Here is a 20357-nt window from a genome sequence, read left to right on the forward strand (position 1 = left end):
ATTTAAAATTCTTCAACATTAAAATATTTCTAACCTGGGTGGTGTTATGCCTAAGTCTATCGTGAGGATTTTAGAAAGCGAGTTAGCTAGGAGGGGCCTGACTCTACTAGACATATACTCTTTCAAAACACACGATCTGGTCAGGTTGAAAGCCGGCGGCGAGGTTTTAATTATTAAGTCAAACAGGAAGATAAATACCCTAACGGGTAAGGAGGATGTAGTAAAATTCGTTGAGGAAATATTAGGCAGTTTATCGAAAAAGAAATAGGTTCTCTACTTTGCTAATATGGGTTGAGTATTATATAGAGCCTAGCCTTCTCATCTGGAGTACTCAATCTAAAGGAAACTATATTATCGTGATTGCTTAATTCTATAGTGTTTAAACCTTCTTTCAAATCGATTTTTTCAACATCTATTAGCTGGGGAGGTAGACCTAGGTCGTACTCGTAGATTTCCAGCTTGTTAGTTTTAGACGAGTATATTTTAACCCTCTTCGTTTTATAGCCGGTTAACGGTATCCCGCCGAAGTATTTATCTCCGATGAACTCTCCAAGCGTCCTGAATACAACTGGTGGGTTGCTTGATGATATGAGCATGGACTCGCTGGTTTCAACTATCTCCCTGGTGCCAATATCTATCTTAGAAGCATCCCTCCCTCCCAGGTTTGGCATGTTGTTAGTACCGAATAGTATCGAGCCTCCTTTCTTAGTCATGCTCGTTATACGTCCCCCAACAGCTTTTACTATCCTCGCGTAGGGTGGGGTTATGTAGACGAGTAAAGAAGGTCCGTTCACGTAGTTAACCCTTTTTGATACCCCGGCTCCTCCAGGGGAATGCAGTACTCCATGACTGTAAGCGTTGAAAACCGCTAGTATTCCTCCCGCGACTTCTAAAGCGTTAGATCTCGAGGGAGAATACTGGTTACCCGGGAAGTCGAATAATCTTACAAATACTGGTTCACAAATTTCTGGCTCCACCGGGTTCCCTACCAAGACCCCTCCTCTGAAGAAGTGCCAGTACCTCGAATACGCTGCAATAGCATACCCGCTGCCCCTCCCTTCAACACCTCCTCCATCAACACTTATCCTGCTCCAATCTTCTACCTTATAGAATACTATTTTGTTCGAGTATGGGTCGTAGCATTGTACCCCGTCAACACCCCTTCTCCAATCGGGTTGCATATCGAAGCATACGAACTCTAGGTAGAGACTCCCCTTTAGCCCAGGTATATCGCTTACTCTCTCGACAGCACCCTTCTTATAGTCCAACGCGTATATGCCGAGGTTGAAGCTCCCGTCTGCTCTAGCAAGCATAAGCCGGTCGTTTATCCTATCGTAGATTATCTCCGAGACCTCGCCAGCCCACTCCTTCTCGTGATGAACAGAATCGCTCCAGACGAGCCTAACCGATCTCTCACCTATCCTATACTCGTGGACGTGGGAATACTTGTTTCTGAAATCGATCTCGCCTTCAAAACCCCTCCTCTCTTTGTATACAGCTGGATTATGAACCCAGCCTCCGAAGAAGATTGAATCATCTACTGTTTCAACAGCGTTATACGTGTCGCCTCCAGACGCGGGACCAGGTCCTAGGTACTGGAACTTGTAGATTATCTCCTCCTCTCCGTGGTGGAAATGAGCTTCGGCCTCCATCGAGATCGTGTAGTATAATACACCTCTATAGTATTTCAAGCCGAAAACTCCGCCACTACCCCATTCCGGGCCATAGCCTGGTTTAACCAAGTAATCAATATATTTCATTTCGACACCGTATAATCATACAACGCGGAATACAAGGTTAAAAGCATAGCATTCTACTTCAGTATTCTAGAACATTTTAGAATAGCTCTAGTCGATGTGTCAAAGATAGTCTACTATTCTATGACGATTTTGTTTTTCAAAAACAATTAAAAGCTCTCGTTATCAAGAGTGATTAACCTTGTGGATTATAACCTGGTAAATCTCCGCTTAATTACGTCTATGTAATTCGCAGCATCTTACTATACATAGTCGAGGTATGAGGCTTGTTCTACGATTATCCTTCTGCCAGTTAGCCTTTCTATTACGGGTGATTCCATTGCTAGTAGTTCTACGATACGATCGCATGGTAGGTCGCATAGGATTGTTATATAGTATATCCCGCCAAAGCTGTCTCCTTTCAAGGCTACGAATCTACCTGCATCATCGAAGTTCAGCTTCTCTACTAGGTTCAGGATATGTTTTCCTAGTTCTGAAGCAACGGGCTGTTCACGGTAAATAATGTTTTCCACGATATCTCTAATTTCCGATCGCCTGATACCAAAGACTTCCGAGATTTCGAGCGCAAAGCGTAATAGCTTAGATAGGTATTTAACAGCCCTTCTTTCCATATTCCTGACTATTCTTTCATATATTTCCAATAATTTACTCCTCCCATAGATCTCGTATAGGATTGAAAATTCTTCTACAGCTCTCAACTCCCAGTAAGTATCTAGCGCGTTTGGAACCTGTGTTCTAACAGTATTTACTGCTTGGAATAGACTATGACCTCTGAACAGCAGGTAACTGGCCGTCACCTGGCTGCTCCGGCCGATCCCGCCTTGGCAGTGTACGAGCACTTTCTTATCATTACCCAGAAGCCTGTCGATAAAAGCAACAGCACCTACCAGGTCCAAGATTTCGACAGGGTGAAAGTCGGGTGTTGGAATATGGTAGACTTCTACACCGTATTCCTCGAACTCTTGGATTAAAGGGCTTGGGTTCTCTTCCTCCGTGAGCAAGTTCACTACACCGCCGAAGGTTTTCGAGAGCTCTTGGATAAGGCTTAGCGGAGGTCTCTGGGACTGTGCCAGTTGGCTTGGTATTATCCATGCTATATGGAATAGCATATACTAGACCACCTAGCCAACCTTCTTCCTTCTGATACGTGAGATCGAGAATGGTATAGCAAGAGCCATCATAATCGATTGCACCAGGAACGATACGCGGATACCTTTCTCTAACGAGTTTAGTTCGAGAATGCTATTGTTCTGGTATATCACATACCCACTCATTAGTAGCTGCGAAGCTATCTTATACGGGATGTAGTTCGTTATAGATATAATCGCGATATTAAGGCTTAATATAAAGCCTAGGTTGAAAGATATTGTTCTTATAGATGATGCGACACCCCTCCTCTCTGCCGGGACAGAGGCCATTATACTGCTTGTATTAGGCGATACGAATAAACCTGTCCCAACCCCTAGAAGGGTCTCGCCTAGTATGATCCTCGCAATACCAGTCTCTTTGTAAAGAAGGAGGAGTGAAGCCGATGCAAGTAGTAATCCTGTGGAGGAGATAGTGAAATAGCCTAGCCTATCAGCTAGGTAGCCTCCTACTAGCCCGAATAGGAGATATGCTAGTTCGTATGGGATGAGGTATAGTCCTGTCGTGCTCGGAGACATCCCTTTGACTACCTGGAAGTATAGAGCTAATAGTGTCATAGATGCTCCGAAACCTATAGAGTACAGGAGTTGGGCTATTATCCCGCCTGTAAACATCCATTTTCTAAATAGATTGAAGTCGAGAGCTGGGTTTCTAGACCTAGTTTCATGTATAGCGAATATTGCGAATAGGATGATAGAAGGTATTAGGAGAAACAGGTATAGTTCTGCGAAGCCGTACCCGAAAAGTGTTAGAGACAGTAATAGGGTTGTTATCGAAGAAGTAAATAATGCGAATCCCGCAATATCCAGTCTCTTTTCTTCGACCGGTAAATACACGTCTTTCAATCTCATAATACTCCATAACAAAATCGCCATCGATAATGGGAATTGTATTAAGAATATCCATCTCCACCCTAGGGCGTCAATTATAAATCCGCTGATCGTTAAACCCAGTAAAGCACCAATCCTCCAGGATACCTGGTTAACCCCTAGCCATGTAGCTAAACGCTCCTTCGGTACGTTATCCGTTAGGATAGTGACGGTTAAAGACATGAGGAACGCCCCGCCGACCCCTTGCATAAACCTGGATATAATCAATGCTATAGGCGTCGGTGATAATCCAGCTGATAGAGCTGATAAACCGAAGAGTAGTATCCCTAGGTCAAAAAGCCTCTTCCTACCGTATAGGTCTGCCAACCTCCCAATAATTAGTTGTACAATCGTAGAACCCAGCATGTATCCCTGTATAATCCAAATCATCTCCCAGATATCGGCACCAATACTTGATGCTATAGTTGGAAGCCCTACGACGGCAAGCCTGGCGTTAAAACCTGTTAGAAAGTTAACTAGTGATGTTACACTTATCACCTCGAGGATTCTTCTATCAACATTCCGGAGGGTCATAGCAGTCACTTAACTTTTCCCAGCACTATACTAGAGAGTTTAAGTATTGATTTACAAGGGTTAAATTCATTAAAAGCCCGGCTAGTTTTAAACTTTCCAGAATCTATTGAATGCTGGTGTAGGCATGGAAGCTAACGTTCTCCAACCGAATACGGCTAGCGATACAATAGCAGAAGACGCTGCGATCCCTGCCTGGTTCGCAATAGATGTCGGGCTAGCATTGTATAGAGTAGGGGGAGACGAGGAGAGACATGAAGCTAAGGAGATAGTTTGGAGAGCGGTTACCGAGTGGGTCTACGAAATAGGGCCTTTAAAATACTATCCAGGCCTTATAGACGAGCTCTCTGGGTTAGTTAAGAAAAGGCTATGGGATACAGATATCGATTCAGAACTCCTCGAGGAGGCTATGGAAGCAGGGGCTGAATGCAAGTTGGCAGGCATCGGGAAGAAGCCTGATCCCGAGACGATAAGTTACTGCAGAGGGGTTGCTAGCCTTGTGCTAGATTCTCTAGGCGTAGACGCAGAGAAGATATTTTCTAGTTTCAGGGATTTCCTGAACGAGCCAGAGTTCTATTCTACGCTAATAGGGTTGTCACTTATACTAGCGTCTAATTTTTAATCTGGATACCTTATTCTTCATTTTATCAATTGGTGGCTATCTGTGGATAAGTGGGGTATTGTTAAGATACAGGTTATTGTAACCTACATTGTCATCTCGGTTTTGCTGATTGCCTTACAAATTATTCTCATTCCAAATATTTCCTATGGCGTATTCCCAGGTACTTCGGAGATAACCATAGCTCCCGTGGGTAGGACGGGTATTACTATAGCCTTCTATAACGATGCTACCTCGAGAGAATTCGTATCCTCACTAGTAGGCTTCAACCCTGTTATAGATATAAAACCAGGAGATGGGGGCGAGATAGTCTTTGTAAGAGGGTACGGCATAGACTGGATTCTCACATTGCTCACTATAACAGGCTTAGGGGTACTCGTCTTAGGCATAATAAGGCTAGACCTCGAGCAGTTTTCTGCGAGAATTATGCTAATCGTTCTACTACTGTTGGTTTTCTCCTCTTTAGCCATATACGCGTACAACGTGCTTGTGATAGAGAAGACTCCTGTTGTAAACGGATGGTATGTTAGAGTAAGTGATAGGCCTGTCGATAAAGTAAATATCACGGGGATAGGCTACGAGATGGGTGTACTAGACTACTTCAACGGGAGTTACCTGGTGAATATAAGGACTAATGCTAGCATAATAGCGTTCTATTCTCCTTCACTCGGCCTCGAGTATTGGCAGGGCTGTATAGGGACTGAAGGCGTCCAGTATTTATCAAAATACGTGAATTTCACAGACAATGTTTACGTGCTAATACAGCCGTGGAATTCCTCTGTGTACTACTCTAGGATTACGTTTACGCGGTTTAGGAGTGGTTTAGAAGGCTTGTTTTATCTAACGCTCTCTATCCTAGTACAGACCATAGCTGTCGTAGCAGGAGTTTACAGCCAGCGTCTAACGAGGAGTAGACGTTGAGCTAATGTTTCTTAATCGTGTTTATTACCTTTATTATCTCTCTAGAGCTAAGTTTCTCGACTCTGAGGTATTTATGGGAGATCTTCATAAGGCTCTTATTATCGCCCCCGATCATAACCGTGATCAACCTAGCGTTAGCTTTCTTCAAGCTGAAAAGCACTTGCTGCTCGGCGATACGGTCTATCCCGTCTGTTATTAATATTATATCGGAAACACCGGGTGCTTTCTTAGTCCTCAGGTCTACAGTTGCTGTTATTATAGCCCTGGATATGTCCGTTCCACCACTACCTTTCACGCTAGCAATATAATCTATCATATCGATCACCTTCCTAGCTCTAATTTTACTCTCTATACTGACCAATGGGTATGTTATACTATCGAAAAATCTCAGGTAGAAATCTCTGTGCTCATGGCTTGCTTTCAAGAATGCGGCGATCGCTACAGCTTTAGCCCACGTGATTTTAATACCGTCCATGCTACCGCTCTTATCTAGCAGTACATATACAGGGCCCCGGCCTTTCGACAATACCTTCCTGTAGAGTAATAGTCTACCCTCAGCCAGCCTCAGGAAGAATAATTCCTCGGGTAATGCAAGGTTAGATGCTACAATCCTCTCAACATCCCTGCCGAGCTCGTAGCTATCGTACTCTCCGTGCCTGTGCGCGGATTTTTCCTCGGGAGTAGATATAATCCAGGGTTTGAACCCTCTTATAAGGTCTAGTATTTTATTAATCTCTATATTGCGGGCTAGTTTAATCAGGTCGATAGAATACTCTTCTAGTTCGTATAGGCTCGAAGAACCCGGTTGATCGCCTTCTGCTAATCTTTTCAGTGTTTTAACATTGTCGAGTAGTTTCGAAGTAGACTCTAATGCTTTCTCAACAGTCTCTTTTAAATCAATACTCTGCTCTCCCTCTCCTTTTGGAGTACCTGTTCTCCTACTCGTTTCTTCAATAGCTTTAAGGACTTCTGAGGCTATGATCGAAGCGGCTATAGAACTTATGAAAGAATCGAGCATGGTCTTACTTTTGACTTCACCGTATTTACTCGAGTTTAGCACGTTTTTTATAATAGTCCATTGCTCGCGCAGCTCTTCTGGTATATTCTCGCTTAATACAGCTGCTGGCAGGTAGAATGTATAGAACAAGTCTATCCCGAGACTACTACTAATATGGGTTTGTTTCCTACCAGATAATAATATTGCCAGCTTTTCAACTTTCTGACCCCTGTAGCGTACAACAGGATCCTGGTAATTAATGCCCTGTAAAACCCCTTTTACAACATTTTCCAAGCCGACCACTATATCGTGAGTTTTCTCTTTATCAGATCCAGCAAATTATCTATTTCAACTATCAGGTTCGAAGCCTTTTCTCTAATTCTATCATCGCTTACTTCGTTCGATAATCTTCTAACCTTTTCTCTAACCGATTCGAAACTCCTGAGATAGTCCACTAACCTAGGGTCTAGGTCTGAGAGCCTGTTGACAAACTTGAATGTCTCTCTTACATTAGTCTCGATCTCAGATAATTCCCTGAGTATTTTCTCGCTTGTTTTCACTTCTTCTAATAATATTGCGTATATCTTCTCGTATTCTTCTCTATCCCTTGCTAGAACGTATTTTAAGGCTATCAAATCTTCTTCTGAAGCCTTAAGCCTCTTATTCAAAATCGCCATTGCCGCAATAGCTTTCAGGGACTTTCCTTTCCTCCTATCTGTTACATGTATACCCTGGTCTTCAACTATCGCGAAGATTCTAAGCAATTTTTCTTTCACACCGCTAATGTCAACGGATAAGACCAGTTTGTTTATCTCGACTATATCGCTCATGCTTAAAACAGGTTTAGTATCCCCGTATTCCCCGCGTTCAATCTTCCACGATGCTTCGAGAAGTTCGCCCCATTTGTCTTCGGATACCGGTCTAACGAAATGCCTGAATAAGAATCTATCGTATAATGCTTGCAACTCCGGCTCATCTGGTACATTGTTCGAGGCGGATATCAGCGTCCATAACGGGACCTTAATCTCGTTATACCCGTCGTAGATTATTCTCTCGTTCATTAATGTAAGAAGAGTATTTAGAATCGCGGAGTTTGCATTAAATATCTCGTCTATAAACGCGATCTCGGCTTCAGGCAACTTATTCCTCGTAATCCTAACGTACTTCCCTTCTCTCAAAGCACTAATATCTAGGGGGCCGAATAATTCATCGGGCTCTGTGAACTTTGTGAGAAGATACTTAAAAAACCTGGCATTGACGAGGTCGGCTGCCCTCCGCGCTAGTGCTGATTTAGCAGTACCAGGCTCCCCGATGAGAATAACGTGTTCTCCTGTGAATATACCAAGGCCCACAACCAAAGACTCTTCTTCTCTCCCAACAAATGGCTTGGAAAGTTCGTTGACAAAACTTCTAGCCTTATCGAGCAACTCCTGTACACTGCTGTTCATTGAAACACCAATTTATCTTTTAATGAATTAGACTCTCATTTATTCTTAATCCGTCTTCGTTCCAAGCCTCCTTCTTTTCCAATCTCTTTATCGCCTAAGGGAAAATACTATTGTAGGATACAAGAGGGTCGCCGGGTAACCCTTTCGAGCCAAAGACTATATAGGCTTGAGATAGCACAATGAATTAGCTGAAAGATACATGTTGGGCAAGTATGCTGCTGTAGTACACGTTGTAGTTCTTAATCATTGAGCGGCCATGAAAACTTTAAACGAGGTATTTTACATCTAACCCGATTCTTTAAATACATATGCGTATACAATTGTCTAATGGTGTGGAAGACGCCTAGGCGGGGACATTTCAAGAGGAGGTCTATCTACTGGGCTTGGATAAGGCTTTCAGCAACTACTTCGAGAGGTAGCATCTTAGGGTTTCCAGATTTGAGGAAAGCAAGGCTTATGGCTGAAGCCGAAACATAGCGATTTAGCCTAGTAGAATTTGTTTATAAGCATGGCGATTACAACTGAGAGTATTGTTGCAGGGATAAGGTATTTATATGTTTTCTTAAGATCGGACCCAAAATATTCAGATGAGAGTACGAGGCATGTGTGGACAGGGCTTAGCATACTGCCTACGAAGCCCCCTAGGAATCCGTAAAACATGTTTTGTGTATTGATATAGGGTTTGAATACAGGGAATGCTATCGAGCTGAAAGTGAACTCGAACCCTGTTGCTATGACAACGAGAGCTGTTACAGTGAATAACCCGGCTTCAACCGGTTTTATAAAACTACCTATTTCGTAAGCTAGATTACTGTTGGCGATAGCATAGCCATAGATCAGACTTACCACAACGAGAAGTATTATACTAGGTGAAAGACTGTATTTTAACGCGTCTTTATGTTGGCTTAAACCCACTCTGTATATAATCGAATAAATTGCGATTACTATGGTCACCGAAGCATACACGCTTAGATTCAGCCCTAGATTCAATATTGCTATAGCTGCGAAAGGCCAGAAATGTATTATATCACTTATCCTACCGTTATTGCTTTTACGGGTTTTCCTCATTAGTAAATATACAAAGGGTAGACCACTTACTATGCTAGAAACCATTATAGGCAGATTCCTCAGGGTGATCTCTTTAACATCGTAGCCGAGGATATAAGATGCTATGAGAACTCCCTGGTATAGCGGCCATACCGTTATCCATATATGTCTATACCAGAAATTCAGAAAGGTCTTAGACTCAGGGGTTAACCCGTTCTTCCTATAGACGTTATCTACAAGAGTTGCTGAAACATATGCTCCCCCAGGCATCGGTAGCAACCCTACTAGGGCTGGAATACCTACTGCGGCCAGCCTGGGATTTAATGTTTCAAGGGCTTCAACAGCCTTCTTGGAATACTCTGTTGTTTTGAATAGTTCTGCGAGATACATTGAAGCTATTAACGCTGCTAGAGTAGCTAGAAAATTATAGTTGAAAGCGTTAAACCATATCTTCAAAAATCCTAATTTATAGACTAGGAGAGAGAATATGAGTAGCGAAAGGGAGACAGTGACATACGGCTTAAACCCTGTTAATAACAGTATGATCATTAGGCTAATGGCTATTATGAAGGCTATTGACGCTAGCATTTCTCCCTCACTGTTGAATTGGATGGAAATCCAGGGCTAATCTATAAGAACAGGATTTTAAAATAGGATACTATAGGGCTTTCCATGATAGCGAGACTAGGTAAGAATACCTTAGTAATACAAGAAGCATACTCCCACTGGGATATCCAAGACGTATTAAACGATATAAACCCTATACTTGTCTCAGGGGGTTATCAGCCAGCATATTTCTTCAACGGGACACCGGTCATAGGCCAGGGCGGTTTCTCTGTAATTATAAAACTAGGTAAAGAGTTGTCAGAAAGCGATATGAGGCTTATTAGAAGGCTATTGTCGATCAGGGGTATTAAGGTAGTTGAAGAGGTGTAGAACGCGTTGAGGCCCGAGTTTGTCTATAATAAAATAGTTGAAGAACTAATGAAAAACAAGTCTGTAGCGGTAGCGACAATTATATCAAAAGAGGGTAGCGGGCCCAGGGATATTGGTGCCCAACTGGTAGTTACTGAAGATGGAGTTAAATATGGGACTATAGGTGGAGGAAGCCTCGAGAATATAATATATGAGGAAGCGGTTAAGGCTCTCAGGGAAGGAAAGCCTAAGCTCCTTAAGCTGGCTTTGAGGAGGGATAATATCCCTAGTGATGCGATACCTACAAACCAGTTATGCGGAGGAATTGTACAGGTATTTATAAACGTAATACATCCAGCTCCTAGGATAATAATAGCCGGGGGAGGGAATGTTGGAAAGCCGATAGCCGATATCGCAAATGTGATAGGGTTTAGGGTCGTAGTAATGGATGAAAAAGAAGAGTTGGCGAACCCGCTGAGATACCCGTACGCGGAGAAAACAATAGTAGGTAAACTCCCTGAGGAAGTAGGTAAGCTCGAGTTCGGGAAGAACGATATTTTTATAATAGCCTACGGCGAGGTAGAGACGGATTACCAGGTTCTGAAAAAGCTTGTTGAAATGAAATTCCCAGGCCATATATGGGCTTTGTGTAGCAGGAATAGGTGTTCGTGGATGATTAAAAGACTGTTAGACGAAGGCTATGACCTTAAGGATTTCAAAGGAAGGCTCCACATGCCTGCTGGATTAGATATCCGTAGCGATACCCCGGAGGAGATCGCTGTAAGCATCCTGGCGGAAGTCATATGTGTTAGGAAGCAGTGTAATATACCAGTTAACTCCATGGATATATCGAATATTCTAATAAAATAGCATCATGTTACTAAATGTATTTCCCAACGATCCTAATCTTGAGCTCTCTCAGTTTCCTAAGGGCTCTCAACTTCTCTTTGTCTCCAAGCCTAGACCTATTTACAATATCCTCGAGAGTTTCAACAACCTCCTCAGCCTCTCTCCTCCTAACCTTGTACGGAACCCCGTCCTTACCCCCGATCGCATAGGAGTATACAAATGGGTCGAAGGGTGTATCAACCCGGTCGTTGAAAGAAGGCGGTTCATCATAGATCAAGTGGCTAACCAGGGCTAGAGCCCTCATCGTCTTAGGTCCTACTCCTTTTATCAATACAAAGGATTCCAACCCATCAATCTCGACATCTATCTTAGTAAATAACTTGTATAATTCAAAAGGATTCGGCAGAGGCGTGTAGACAGAGATATCCCTACCACGATAATTTAGCTTGAAGACAGCGCCGGAACCTGTTTCAGTAAGATAATTCATCAGGGTTGTCTGTCCTCTAACAGAGTTGTAGGCTTCGGAATAGAGCCTTACGATCCTGCCTAGATCCTCTCTAAGTAGATCGTTTAATACTCTCCTCAATCCCTCGGCTTCGGAGCTAACCATATTGATAACTTTTTCAGTCTTAACGCCTGAAACAGCTTCATGGGGATCGCTGAAGAATGTCGTATCATGCTTCCAGTGGAATCTCCTGGCCAGTTTAGCTTCAGTATTCATACCCTGCTGGACAATACTCCACCTCCCACTCTCTGATAAGAATAAAGCGTGATGGTATAGGGAATACCCTGTTTGGAAAAGGCTCGAATCTATTTTGGCGATAAGTCTAGAGGCTTTCTCGATCCTAGCTGCTAGACCCTCGTCTAGACCTAGTTTTCTCACGGCTACCGGTATTTCTTTTGGAACCATTCTAGCATTTTCACCTTTACCCCCAAGCACTAGGAATCCTAGCTCATTACTTCTCCAGGTAACTGTTTTCAAAACGCCTGTCAGCACGGTTGTAGACCCGCTGCTATCCCAGTCCATGCCTATAATATTGCTAAATGCTTGAAACCAGAAGGGGTTGCTGAATCTCTCAACGACCTTATCAGGACCGTATTCGTCAACCATGATTTTAAGGATGGATTCGCTCATTCTCTCCATTATCTTCAGCAGCCAGGCTGGCACAGAACCTTCGTGTAGAGGGAGCTCTGATATTCCCTCCAGGGACATGGTTTGCATCTTCCAGGTTCTTAATTTCTTATATTATCTACAAACCCTATTTATCTAAAAACACTCTATAAACCGGGTTATGTATATTACGTCCTCGTGAGAACAGATGAAGGTGTTCTCGTTTTGAGAAGAGCTGCTTTCATAGGCAGGTTCCAGCCTTTCCACAACGGGCATTTAAAGAGCGTAGAGTATATTCTCGGAGTATACGACGAGGTCGTTATAGTTATAGCGGCTGCTCAATACAGCTATACGCTAGACAACCCGTTTACAGCTGGCGAGAGAATAGAAATGGTCAAGAGAGGTCTCGGGGAATTGTATAACAGGGTTTACATAGTGCCTGTAGACAATATCCCCAGTAATTTCGAATGGCCCCGTCATGTCCTTAACTATATTCCTAGGGTGGAGCGAGTATTCAGTAATAACAGGTTTGTTAGAATGCTTTTTGAAAACTACGGCTTGGAAACAGGTACTACGCCAGTAGTTGAAGGCGTTAGCGGTAGCATAGTGCGTAAGCTCATGGCTGAAGGAGGCGATTGGAAAAGGCTTGTCCCATCGGGTGTCGCCGAATTCATAGAAGAGGTAAACGGGGTTGAGAGGGTTCGTTCACTGTATAATCTAGGAATATCGATGAGGGGGGAGAGGTTTGAAGGTTAAAGCATCGATACTGGTTATTGGAAGCGAGATCCTTAAAGGCATTACACTAGATACTAACTCGAACTGGCTTGCCAAGAAACTGACAGACCTAGGTTTCGAAGTAGTACGGGTGATTGTCGTACCAGATAGCAGGGGGGATATAGAATGGGGTGTGAAAACCCTTCTACAATTCTCAGACCTCGTGATAACGACGGGCGGGCTAGGGTTTACAGAAGACGATATTACAGCCGAGTCTATTGCTAGCTCTATCGGCTCGAGATTAGTATTCAACGAGGAAGCATTTAGAATGATAGCAAGCAGGTACGGTAGTGAAGCAAACAAGTTTATCAAAGCCTCTTATCTACCCGAGAACGCTAAGGCTCTACCCAACGATGTAGGAGTATCACCCGGGTTCATAGTAAAAGTAGGCGATAAGATATTGGTCTCGCTCCCAGGGGTTCCGGCAGAGATGAAAGATATGTTCGAGAAATACGTTGAGCCACTACTCCAGGAGATGACAGGCAGGGTTTCCGTTAAAGCCTTCGTGCGAACAAGACACCTAGTCGAGGCAGAGGTAGACAGGTTGATATCGTATCTTCGAAGAAGAGAAGGCGTTTATATAAAAACCCACGCCGAGAAACCGGTCAGGTTAACGATTATTGTCTACGGGAGAGACGTTAGGGACGCCTGCGGTAGACTCAAGGGTTTGATCCAGGAGGTTTCCAAGTCTGTAATTGTAGAGGATATTGAAATGCCTAGGGAATGCGTAGAAAGTGCCGCCGCCGGGATTTGAACCCGGGACAACCGGATCTCCCCTGGGCCTCCAACCCCGGTTATTCAACCCGTATGAGTCCGGCGCTCTAGCCGGGCTGAGCTACGGCGGCGGTTCATTTATATTTTAACAATCCAGCTTTTATATACCTTTTCCATTCAAATACGTAGGGATAAAAGCTACTCTCTGATATATGGTTTGCCAAGCCACCTAGGACCTCTCGCCTGCCTAGAGACTACTATCAAGGACAATGTTACAGCTAAGTATGGGAGAGCTAGTAGGAAGTAGACGAGGTCTGGTCTTCCAATAGCATTGAAGTAGCTTTGAGCCGAGATCGCAATAGACCATGAGAGACCAAATATGAGTGAGCCAATGTATGTTCTCGCCGGATCCCATTTACCGAAATATACTAGTCCTATTGCTATGAAACCTATACCATACGTTAGATTCTCGTAGAATACCTGTGTGATCCCTATGCTTAAGAAGGCACCTGCCAACCCCGCTAGTGCTGAACCGGTTAGCACTGAAACCAATTGCATTAGGTCGACGTTGATTCCAACAGTATCAGCTGCCTTTGGGTTCTCGCCAACGCTTCTAATCCATAAACCTATTTTGCTACGATATAATAGTATCCATGCTCCTATGACCAAGATATATGAGAAGTACACCATATCCAACTGTTGGAATAGCGAGGGCCCTACAATAGGTATCTCGGATAACAAAGGAATGCTTATCGACTGAGGGGGGCTAATGTAGACTTCTCTCATTCCGTAAATAGTCCTATACAAAAAGTCGGATAAACCGAAGCCTATAAAGTAAAGGCCCATTCCGGTGATTGCTTGATTTAATTTAAGGTATACTGAGAAAACAGCTAGTATCAGACCCATTAAGAGCCCGACAGCGACTCCAGCTAAATACCCGAGATAGTAATTACTGCTAACTAACGCTATATGATATCCTGCGAAAGCGCCTAGAAGCATAATCCCGTCGATGCCTAGATTAATAACCCCTGCCCTCTCGCTAATAACTTCCCCTATGCCTGCTATAGCTAGAGGTGTTGTAAGAGTCACACCAAGCGATAGAATAGATGTCACTATCCTATCCAAGCTCATTTATTTCACCTTTATAATTTTTACCTCATAATAAGCGAAGAGAGTTGTTATAAGCACGAAAAGGTATATAAAGCCTTCTATCGCCTTCGAGAAAGTGTATGTGAGATGGGTAGCTATCTGAAGGAATGACGAACCGCTATATATAGTGCCGAACATTATCGAAGCGGCTATGACCCCGAGAGGGTGATCTCTTGCTACAAGTGATACAATAATAGATGTATACCCTAGCCCTATGGATATGCCTTCAAATAGATAATGAAGATTTCCAACTACTTCAACAGCTCCAGCGATTCCGGCTAATGCCCCACTGTAAGCCATGCTGATAGAAACCCACTTTCTCACATCTATCCCGGCATATCTCGCAAAATCAGGATTCGAGCCCATTACCCGTATTTTAAATCCGGCTTCGGTATGGAACAATAGGAAGTATGAAATGACAGCTAGCAACACTGCTATTATCAAGCCGGCGTTTAAACCTGAAGAAGGTTCGAGTACTGGGAGAACAGCTGTTATAGGTGGAGACATCGGATATAATTGTGGGCTGGGCAACTTGAGAGGTCCTCTTAAAATCCATTGTAGGATTCTATAAGCTAACCAGTTTAATATTACCGTTGTTACAACCTCGTTTATATTCATGTAGCCTTTTAAGACACCTGCTATCAGAGCCCATAAAGCACCGCCTATAGCAGCTGCTATAACCGCTAGTGTTACAACCAAACCATCATTTAACCTATCCTGCAAATTTACTGCGATATACGTTGCTAATATCGCGCCGATAATATATTGGCCTTCTGCACCTACATTCAATACGCCAGCCCTATTAGATATAGCTATGCCTGAAGCCATTAACATAAATAATGTTGCTTGGATTAATGTTTGCATGAATCCCGGAAAGGTTGTGAGAGAGCCTTGGAGGAACGCAGAATACCCTTTGATAGGATCTACTCCGGCCCAAACCATTAAAACGCCTCCAACGAGAAACGCTAAAAGGAAGCTTATAACAGGGGCTATTACTAAGATGGCTGGTCTCACAGGCCTGGGTCTAATCCTTACTACATAACCCATGCTTTCTCAACCTCTTCCAGCGACATCTTTTTCGAACAAGTCATCATTAGACCAATATCTTCAATACTAATATTGCCTGGTTTGAAAACACCCATTACCTCACCATTGCAAAGCACAACTGTTTTATGGCTTAGAGATAGAACCTCCTGTAGATCGCTTGATATAAGTAATATCCCGATACCTTTCTTACTAAGCTCTATAAGAGTGTTACGGATGTATTCGGTAGCAGCTATATCAAGTCCTGCGGTAGGCTCGTTCGCGATAAGCAGTCGGGGGTTTCTTTCAATCTCTCTTCCAACAATAAGTTTTTGAATGTTCCCGCCTGATAGTTTACCAGCATTCACAAACACGTTAGGGGTTTTAATGTTGTATTTTCTCACAATCTGTTCAGCATATTCTATCATTGTTTTTCTATCTAGGGGCTTCAATCCTATTCTCTCTATGAAGCCGATTCTGTTTTTGTAGTAAATCTTTTCAAGATAAATATTCTCGTATACTGGGAGGTCTGGTGCGATCCCATATCTTAATCTCTCATCTGGGATTAGGGATATGCCTAGCCTAATCCTTTCTTCAACAGGCTTACTGGTTATGTCTAGCCCGTTAAAAACTATCCTCCCTCTCCACACTTTTCTTAAACCATACAGTGCTTCTGCTAACTCTCTCTGACCACTTCCAGCAACACCGGCAACACCAACTATTTCTCCCTGCTTAACAATAAGCTTAACACCTTTTACAGCATCCTCACCTCTCTCGCCTTTAACCCACAAATCCTCTACCTGGAGGAGAATGCCTCCAACATCCTTATTCTTGTCTTGGTATGATTCAATAACGAAATGATCCGCACCTATCATTAGTTTCGCTAGGAGTTTTACATTGGCTTTCTCTCTTTCAACCTCTCCTACCACCTTACCCATTCGCATAACGACTATTCTATCAGCTATTTCGAGAACTTCATCTAATTTATGGCTTATGAAAACTATTGAGATCCCTTTTTGTTTCAGTTGTTTAAGAGTCTTAAACAGTTCTTTTACTTCTATAGGAGACAATACTGAGGTAGGTTCATCTAGCACTAGGACTTGCACTTTCCTGAACAGTGCTTTAAGTATCTCTACTTTCTGTTTCTCGCTAGCTGAAAGCTCGTAAACTTTTCTCAGCGGGTCTACAAATAAACCTACCTCTCTCATAAAGTCTCTTATCATATCTGCTAGTTTGCTTGTATCATAGAATACTTTGAAGTTTTCAGCTCCTAAAACTATGTTCTCTGCGACAGATAGATCTTCTACGAGCGTGAAATGCTGATGTACCATTCCTATCCCGTTTCTTATTGCGTCTTTAGGAGATCTATGAACTACCTTCACATTATTGACGTATATCGAGCCTTCATCAGGAAGATAAAGTCCATACAATATATTCATTAGAGTCGTCTTACCCGCTCCATTTTCTCCAAGCAGGGCAACTATTTCTCCTCTACAGATTTTGAAATCTACATGATCGTTTGCTACAACCCCTGGAAATTTTTTCACAATACCTCTCATTTCAACTACTGGTTCACATATTGAACCAGGCATCTGGTAAGCAACCTCGGAGGAATGTTTTAAAGAAAAATAGGATTAAGGTGTGAAACCAGTTGATATGGTTCCATTGATTATACCCCTAATTATATCCTGTGCTTTATTCCACAAGTCCTGTGGGCACGCAGGACCTTGTATCAGCTTTATGCCACCGTTCTCTAAATTAGCCCAATAATACTTTCCGCCCTGAGCCAGCTTCCCCGAGATATAGTCATTATAGAACTGGCTGTAAACAGCGCTCCAGTCCCAAACTTCTCCTACTAGCAATTGCTCGGCATACATCTCCGGATGATAGGTTGAACTAGGCATTATCAAGACGCCGGGAAATTCCTTCACCGCACTTATAGCGCCTAATTGGACTCCGTCACCCATCGACTTGATAACATCTACATGGTATTGCTGTATTAGGCTCTCAGTTGCCAACTTTGCTTTAGTTACATCGTGGAAATCTCCTGTATATATTACATGTAGTACTTTGTCAGGGTCGTATCCAGCGTATTTAATACCGTTTCTCAAACCGATTTCGCACAGGCCTAACTCGGATACATTCATCCCGGCTACATAACCGATTTGCTTGGTCTTAGAAACTTGGATTGCTATAAACCCCTCGACAAAACATGACTGATCAGTCCTTATATTAGCACCGCTAACCTGGGGGCCTACATACTCTTTAGCTCCTGCGATCGCTAGGTAGTAAACCCCGGGAGTCTGGTTGGCTAGCTGGGCAAAGGGAGGTCCGAACTGGAAGCCTACTCCTATTATTAGCTTGAATCCTTGCTGAGCATATGATCTCGCAACGCTTATAATCTGGGTTGGATCGTATACACCCTGTACCCAAGCATATTTAACGTCGGGGTGGCTGCCGACAAAAGCAAGCATTGACTGGTAGCCTGCCTCATTCCAGGCGGTATCGGTTATGCTTCCTGGGAATATGAAAGCGATAGAAACTTGGGTTGGAGTCGTAGTTTGAGTAGTGCGGAGACTAGCTAAATAATACCCTGTTACACCTGCTATTACGGCTACAGCGATAATAATAGCGATTAGAGTAGTGTTTCTCATAATTTCTACCTATATGTATATTTATGTTGACCATATATATAAAGGTTTCATTTTTGTATAATTCCATATATAGAACCAAAAGTTATAAGATTGATTCAATATATATAAATCGGTAACTAATATATGTAGACACCAGTTAAGGCGTGTTGAATGTTCCCGCAATTGAAAATCCGTTTTTTCGAGCAGAGAGATCTCGACACGATCCTCGAGATCGAAAAAGAGTGTTTTCCTCCGGAAAAAGCCTACGACAAATACGTATTTGAACAGATAGCAAGTCTCCCAGGCAACATATTTATTGTAGCCGAAATTAGTGGGAAGGTGGTAGGATATGCTGCCGGTTTTATTGAGGATAGGATAGGGCATATAGTATCTATAGCGGTTAAACCCGCATGGCAGAATAGAGGAATAGGTAGTATGCTCCTCGACAGCCTTGAGAGACTGCTTAAATCTAGAGGGGCTGTATGCATTTACTTAGAGGTCGCGGTAAATAATCGGAAGGCACTTAACCTATACCTTAAGAAAGGGTATAGGATTATCTCCCTTCTCGAGAAATACTATGGTAGTGTCGACGGGTATTTAATGGAGAAATGTCTTCCCCAGGAGTAAAAGGTCGGATGTATCCATATTAAAGTCTCTGAGCAACTTACTAACACAGGGGGTTTACATGAGGCTTGGAACCAGGCTTGTGAACCCGGAGTTCAGCGACCAATACGGTTCTTACATCCCACCTATATACATGGGGGTTGTATACGAGTATATCGATTTCGACTTGGGACTCGCTAGGTATACTGATAGAGGGACATACATAAGATATGGGAGAGAGGAGAATCCAACCATAAGAGTTTTAGAGAAGGCTTTAGCTTCCCTTGAAGAATCTGATGATGCACTAGTTTTCAATAGCGGAATGGCTGCCGAGACAGCATTATTCCTCTATCTGCTAAAACGCGAAGTTAAAGTAATCTTGTCGGCAGAGATATACAGTACATCGCTCCTACTTGTCGAGAAGCTTTCGGAAAAGATAGGGTGTCGTGTTGAATTAGCTTTTCCCTCAGCGGAGGAGATAATAGATAAAGTAGGTAATAGCCCGGCAATAATATTTGTAGAGACAATGAGCAATCCTACCCTTAAAGTAATAGACCTTAGAAAACTAGGTGATTTTGTCAAGGAGAGAGAAGATATTGTTTTAATTGTAGACAATACTTTCGCAACACCCATAAACGTTAAGCCTTTAAAGCTAGGGGCGAAATTCGTTGTACATAGTCTTACAAAGTACATCGCTGGCCATAACGATGTTATTGGTGGAGCTGTTTTCACTAGCAGTAGGATTGTGAAGGAGTTATGGGATTGGCGTAGGATGACAGGCACTATTATGAATCCGTTTGAAGCATACATGACTCTCAGAGGCCTCAAGACTCTCGAGGTAAGGTTTGAGAGGGTTTCTAAGACAGCTAAGGCTATCGCAGAATTCCTCGCCGAACACAGCAAGATAGAGAAAGTCCACTATCCTGGCTTAGATAAAGACGAGTATCATCCTATCGCTAGAAAGATTTTTGCTACTAACTACTACGGGGGAGTCTTAAGCTTTAGAATAAGAGGGAGGTATGATGACGTTATAAGGTTTATGAAGAATCTGAAAATAGTTAAGAGAGCGCCGAGCCTAGGGGGTACGGAATCTCTAGCTGTTTTACCTGCAAAAGCTGGCAGTATGTATATTCCTGAGAGTTTAAGGAGTAGGCTTGGTATAACCGAGAACTTGGTTAGACTTTCCGTAGGGTTAGAGGATGTTAATGATCTTATAGAAGATATAGGTCAGGCATTGGAAAAATAAATCGT

22 protein-coding genes and 1 tRNA gene are annotated in these 20357 nt (G+C 42.9%); 11 read left to right on the forward strand and 12 right to left on the reverse strand.

Annotation, left to right across the window (positions count from 1 at the left end; genetic code table 11):
* Positions 1 to 46 precede the first annotated feature (46 nt).
* A complete protein-coding gene (locus tag ACSU1N_RS05350; RefSeq protein WP_440059214.1) occupies positions 47 to 268 on the forward strand; it encodes a hypothetical protein in 222 nt (73 codons plus the stop codon).
* 13 nt (positions 269 to 281) lie between these two features.
* Here the strand turns inward: ACSU1N_RS05350 and ACSU1N_RS05355 are convergent, their stop codons facing one another.
* The 3 genes from ACSU1N_RS05355 to ACSU1N_RS05365 form a co-directional block, all read right to left on the reverse strand.
* Positions 282 to 1760: a DUF2139 domain-containing protein gene (locus tag ACSU1N_RS05355; protein WP_440059215.1), complete on the reverse strand. Its 1479-nt coding sequence runs from the start codon at positions 1758 to 1760 to the stop codon at positions 282 to 284.
* Between the two features lie 239 nt (positions 1761 to 1999).
* Positions 2000 to 2866, reverse strand: a complete 867-nt coding sequence (locus ACSU1N_RS05360; RefSeq protein ID WP_440059216.1) for a protein-tyrosine phosphatase family protein — start codon at positions 2864 to 2866, stop codon at positions 2000 to 2002.
* A 12-nt stretch (positions 2867 to 2878) separates the two neighbouring features.
* Positions 2879 to 4306, reverse strand: a complete 1428-nt coding sequence (locus ACSU1N_RS05365) for an MFS transporter (protein ID WP_440059217.1) — start codon at positions 4304 to 4306, stop codon at positions 2879 to 2881.
* Positions 4307 to 4430: 124 nt separating this feature from the next.
* Here ACSU1N_RS05365 and ACSU1N_RS05370 point away from each other — a divergent pair, with 124 nt between their 5' ends.
* Together ACSU1N_RS05370 and ACSU1N_RS05375 are read left to right on the forward strand one after the other, a co-directional pair.
* A complete protein-coding gene (locus ACSU1N_RS05370) occupies positions 4431 to 4925 on the forward strand; it encodes a hypothetical protein (protein ID WP_440059218.1) in 495 nt (164 codons plus the stop codon).
* A 42-nt stretch (positions 4926 to 4967) separates the two neighbouring features.
* Positions 4968 to 5843 (forward strand): hypothetical protein, encoded by an 876-nt coding sequence (locus ACSU1N_RS05375; protein ID WP_440059219.1) that lies wholly within the window; start codon positions 4968 to 4970, stop codon positions 5841 to 5843.
* 1 nt (position 5844) lies between these two features.
* Here the strand turns inward: ACSU1N_RS05375 and ACSU1N_RS05380 are convergent, their stop codons facing one another.
* Both ACSU1N_RS05380 and ACSU1N_RS05385 read right to left on the reverse strand, forming a co-directional pair.
* The gene (locus ACSU1N_RS05380) at positions 5845 to 7134 is read right to left on the reverse strand and encodes a vWA domain-containing protein (RefSeq protein WP_440059220.1); all 1290 of its coding nucleotides are present in this window, start codon (positions 7132 to 7134) and stop codon (positions 5845 to 5847) included.
* 8 nt (positions 7135 to 7142) lie between these two features.
* Positions 7143 to 8288, reverse strand: a complete 1146-nt coding sequence (locus tag ACSU1N_RS05385) for an AAA family ATPase (protein ID WP_440059221.1) — start codon at positions 8286 to 8288, stop codon at positions 7143 to 7145.
* 327 nt (positions 8289 to 8615) lie between these two features.
* On the opposite strand from ACSU1N_RS05385, the gene ACSU1N_RS05390 reads away from it, so the two are divergent.
* Entirely contained in the window at positions 8616 to 8765 is a 150-nt protein-coding gene (locus tag ACSU1N_RS05390; protein ID WP_440059222.1) for a hypothetical protein, read from the forward strand.
* 9 nt (positions 8766 to 8774) lie between these two features.
* Here the strand turns inward: ACSU1N_RS05390 and ACSU1N_RS05395 are convergent, their stop codons facing one another.
* On the reverse strand, positions 8775 to 9791 hold the full coding sequence (locus ACSU1N_RS05395; RefSeq protein WP_440059223.1) for a DUF401 family protein: 1017 nt from the start codon (positions 9789 to 9791) through the stop codon (positions 8775 to 8777).
* 31 nt (positions 9792 to 9822) lie between these two features.
* Between ACSU1N_RS05395 and ACSU1N_RS05400 the strand changes: the two genes are divergently transcribed.
* The 3 genes from ACSU1N_RS05400 to ACSU1N_RS05410 are packed head-to-tail and all read left to right on the forward strand — an operon-like array spanning position 9823 to position 11120.
* Positions 9823 to 9963 (forward strand): hypothetical protein, encoded by a 141-nt coding sequence (locus ACSU1N_RS05400; protein ID WP_440059224.1) that lies wholly within the window; start codon positions 9823 to 9825, stop codon positions 9961 to 9963.
* Between the two features lie 44 nt (positions 9964 to 10007).
* Entirely contained in the window at positions 10008 to 10271 is a 264-nt protein-coding gene (locus tag ACSU1N_RS05405; protein ID WP_440059225.1) for a hypothetical protein, read from the forward strand.
* A gap of 6 nt (positions 10272 to 10277) precedes the next feature.
* A complete protein-coding gene (locus ACSU1N_RS05410) occupies positions 10278 to 11120 on the forward strand; it encodes an XdhC family protein (RefSeq protein WP_440059226.1) in 843 nt (280 codons plus the stop codon).
* Between the two features lie 10 nt (positions 11121 to 11130).
* On the opposite strand, the gene ACSU1N_RS05415 is transcribed toward ACSU1N_RS05410, so the two are convergent.
* On the reverse strand, positions 11131 to 12312 hold the full coding sequence (locus ACSU1N_RS05415) for a DUF763 domain-containing protein (protein WP_440059227.1): 1182 nt from the start codon (positions 12310 to 12312) through the stop codon (positions 11131 to 11133).
* Between the two features lie 123 nt (positions 12313 to 12435).
* Here ACSU1N_RS05415 and ACSU1N_RS05420 point away from each other — a divergent pair, with 123 nt between their 5' ends.
* The gene (locus ACSU1N_RS05420) at positions 12436 to 12966 is read left to right on the forward strand and encodes a nicotinamide-nucleotide adenylyltransferase (RefSeq protein WP_440059228.1); all 531 of its coding nucleotides are present in this window, start codon (positions 12436 to 12438) and stop codon (positions 12964 to 12966) included.
* Complete coding sequence (locus ACSU1N_RS05425; protein ID WP_440060288.1) at positions 12956 to 13738, forward strand: competence/damage-inducible protein A; 783 nt, start codon at positions 12956 to 12958, stop codon at positions 13736 to 13738. Before ACSU1N_RS05420 ends, ACSU1N_RS05425 begins: the two co-directional genes overlap by 11 nt.
* Here ACSU1N_RS05425 and ACSU1N_RS05430 read toward each other — a convergent pair.
* From ACSU1N_RS05430 to ACSU1N_RS05450, 5 genes are all read right to left on the reverse strand, one after another.
* Positions 13720 to 13829, reverse strand: a tRNA-Met gene (locus ACSU1N_RS05430). The two genes, ACSU1N_RS05425 and ACSU1N_RS05430, sit on opposite strands and share 19 nt — an antisense overlap.
* Positions 13830 to 13896: 67 nt before the next feature.
* Entirely contained in the window at positions 13897 to 14829 is a 933-nt protein-coding gene (locus tag ACSU1N_RS05435) for an ABC transporter permease (protein WP_440059229.1), read from the reverse strand.
* Positions 14830 to 15894 carry an ABC transporter permease gene (locus tag ACSU1N_RS05440; protein ID WP_440059230.1) on the reverse strand — a complete coding sequence of 355 codons (1065 nt, stop codon included), beginning with the start codon at positions 15892 to 15894 and terminating at the stop codon, positions 14830 to 14832.
* A complete protein-coding gene (locus ACSU1N_RS05445; RefSeq protein ID WP_440059231.1) occupies positions 15882 to 17462 on the reverse strand; it encodes an ABC transporter ATP-binding protein in 1581 nt (526 codons plus the stop codon). Before ACSU1N_RS05445 ends, ACSU1N_RS05440 begins: the two co-directional genes overlap by 13 nt.
* Before the next feature lie 42 nt (positions 17463 to 17504).
* Positions 17505 to 18524, reverse strand: a complete 1020-nt coding sequence (locus ACSU1N_RS05450) for a BMP family lipoprotein (protein ID WP_440059232.1) — start codon at positions 18522 to 18524, stop codon at positions 17505 to 17507.
* Between the two features lie 162 nt (positions 18525 to 18686).
* On the opposite strand from ACSU1N_RS05450, the gene rimI reads away from it, so the two are divergent.
* Both rimI and ACSU1N_RS05460 read left to right on the forward strand, forming a co-directional pair.
* Positions 18687 to 19130, forward strand: a complete 444-nt coding sequence (gene rimI, locus ACSU1N_RS05455; protein WP_440059233.1) for a ribosomal protein S18-alanine N-acetyltransferase — start codon at positions 18687 to 18689, stop codon at positions 19128 to 19130.
* Between the two features lie 58 nt (positions 19131 to 19188).
* A complete protein-coding gene (locus ACSU1N_RS05460) occupies positions 19189 to 20352 on the forward strand; it encodes a cystathionine gamma-synthase family protein (RefSeq protein ID WP_440059234.1) in 1164 nt (387 codons plus the stop codon).
* The last annotated feature ends 5 nt before the right edge of the window (positions 20353 to 20357 follow it).

Origin of the sequence: Thermogladius sp. 4427co (genome assembly GCF_051933805.1) — an archaeon.
Lineage (GTDB): Archaea > Thermoproteota > Thermoprotei_A > Sulfolobales > Desulfurococcaceae > Thermogladius.

What these genes read in the sequence shown, in the direction of transcription:
- ACSU1N_RS05355 (WP_440059215.1), bottom strand. Translation starts at nt 1,760, where the DNA reads ATGAAATATATTGATTACTTGGTTAAACCAGGCTATGGCCCGGAATGG.
- ACSU1N_RS05350 (WP_440059214.1), top strand. Translation starts at nt 47, where the DNA reads ATGCCTAAGTCTATCGTGAGGATTTTAGAAAGCGAGTTAGCTAGGAGG.
- ACSU1N_RS05415 (WP_440059227.1), bottom strand. Translation starts at nt 12,312, where the DNA reads ATGTCCCTGGAGGGAATATCAGAGCTCCCTCTACACGAAGGTTCTGTG.
- ACSU1N_RS05360 (WP_440059216.1), bottom strand. Translation starts at nt 2,866, where the DNA reads ATGCTATTCCATATAGCATGGATAATACCAAGCCAACTGGCACAGTCC.
- ACSU1N_RS05390 (WP_440059222.1), top strand. Translation starts at nt 8,616, where the DNA reads ATGGTGTGGAAGACGCCTAGGCGGGGACATTTCAAGAGGAGGTCTATC.
- ACSU1N_RS05405 (WP_440059225.1), top strand. Translation starts at nt 10,008, where the DNA reads ATGATAGCGAGACTAGGTAAGAATACCTTAGTAATACAAGAAGCATAC.
- ACSU1N_RS05450 (WP_440059232.1), bottom strand. Translation starts at nt 18,524, where the DNA reads ATGAGAAACACTACTCTAATCGCTATTATTATCGCTGTAGCCGTAATA.
- ACSU1N_RS05445 (WP_440059231.1), bottom strand. Translation starts at nt 17,462, where the DNA reads ATGCCTGGTTCAATATGTGAACCAGTAGTTGAAATGAGAGGTATTGTG.
- ACSU1N_RS05370 (WP_440059218.1), top strand. Translation starts at nt 4,431, where the DNA reads ATGGAAGCTAACGTTCTCCAACCGAATACGGCTAGCGATACAATAGCA.
- ACSU1N_RS05460 (WP_440059234.1), top strand. Translation starts at nt 19,189, where the DNA reads ATGAGGCTTGGAACCAGGCTTGTGAACCCGGAGTTCAGCGACCAATAC.
- ACSU1N_RS05435 (WP_440059229.1), bottom strand. Translation starts at nt 14,829, where the DNA reads ATGAGCTTGGATAGGATAGTGACATCTATTCTATCGCTTGGTGTGACT.
- ACSU1N_RS05440 (WP_440059230.1), bottom strand. Translation starts at nt 15,894, where the DNA reads ATGGGTTATGTAGTAAGGATTAGACCCAGGCCTGTGAGACCAGCCATC.
- ACSU1N_RS05400 (WP_440059224.1), top strand. Translation starts at nt 9,823, where the DNA reads ATGAGTAGCGAAAGGGAGACAGTGACATACGGCTTAAACCCTGTTAAT.
- ACSU1N_RS05365 (WP_440059217.1), bottom strand. Translation starts at nt 4,306, where the DNA reads ATGACCCTCCGGAATGTTGATAGAAGAATCCTCGAGGTGATAAGTGTA.
- ACSU1N_RS05385 (WP_440059221.1), bottom strand. Translation starts at nt 8,288, where the DNA reads ATGAACAGCAGTGTACAGGAGTTGCTCGATAAGGCTAGAAGTTTTGTC.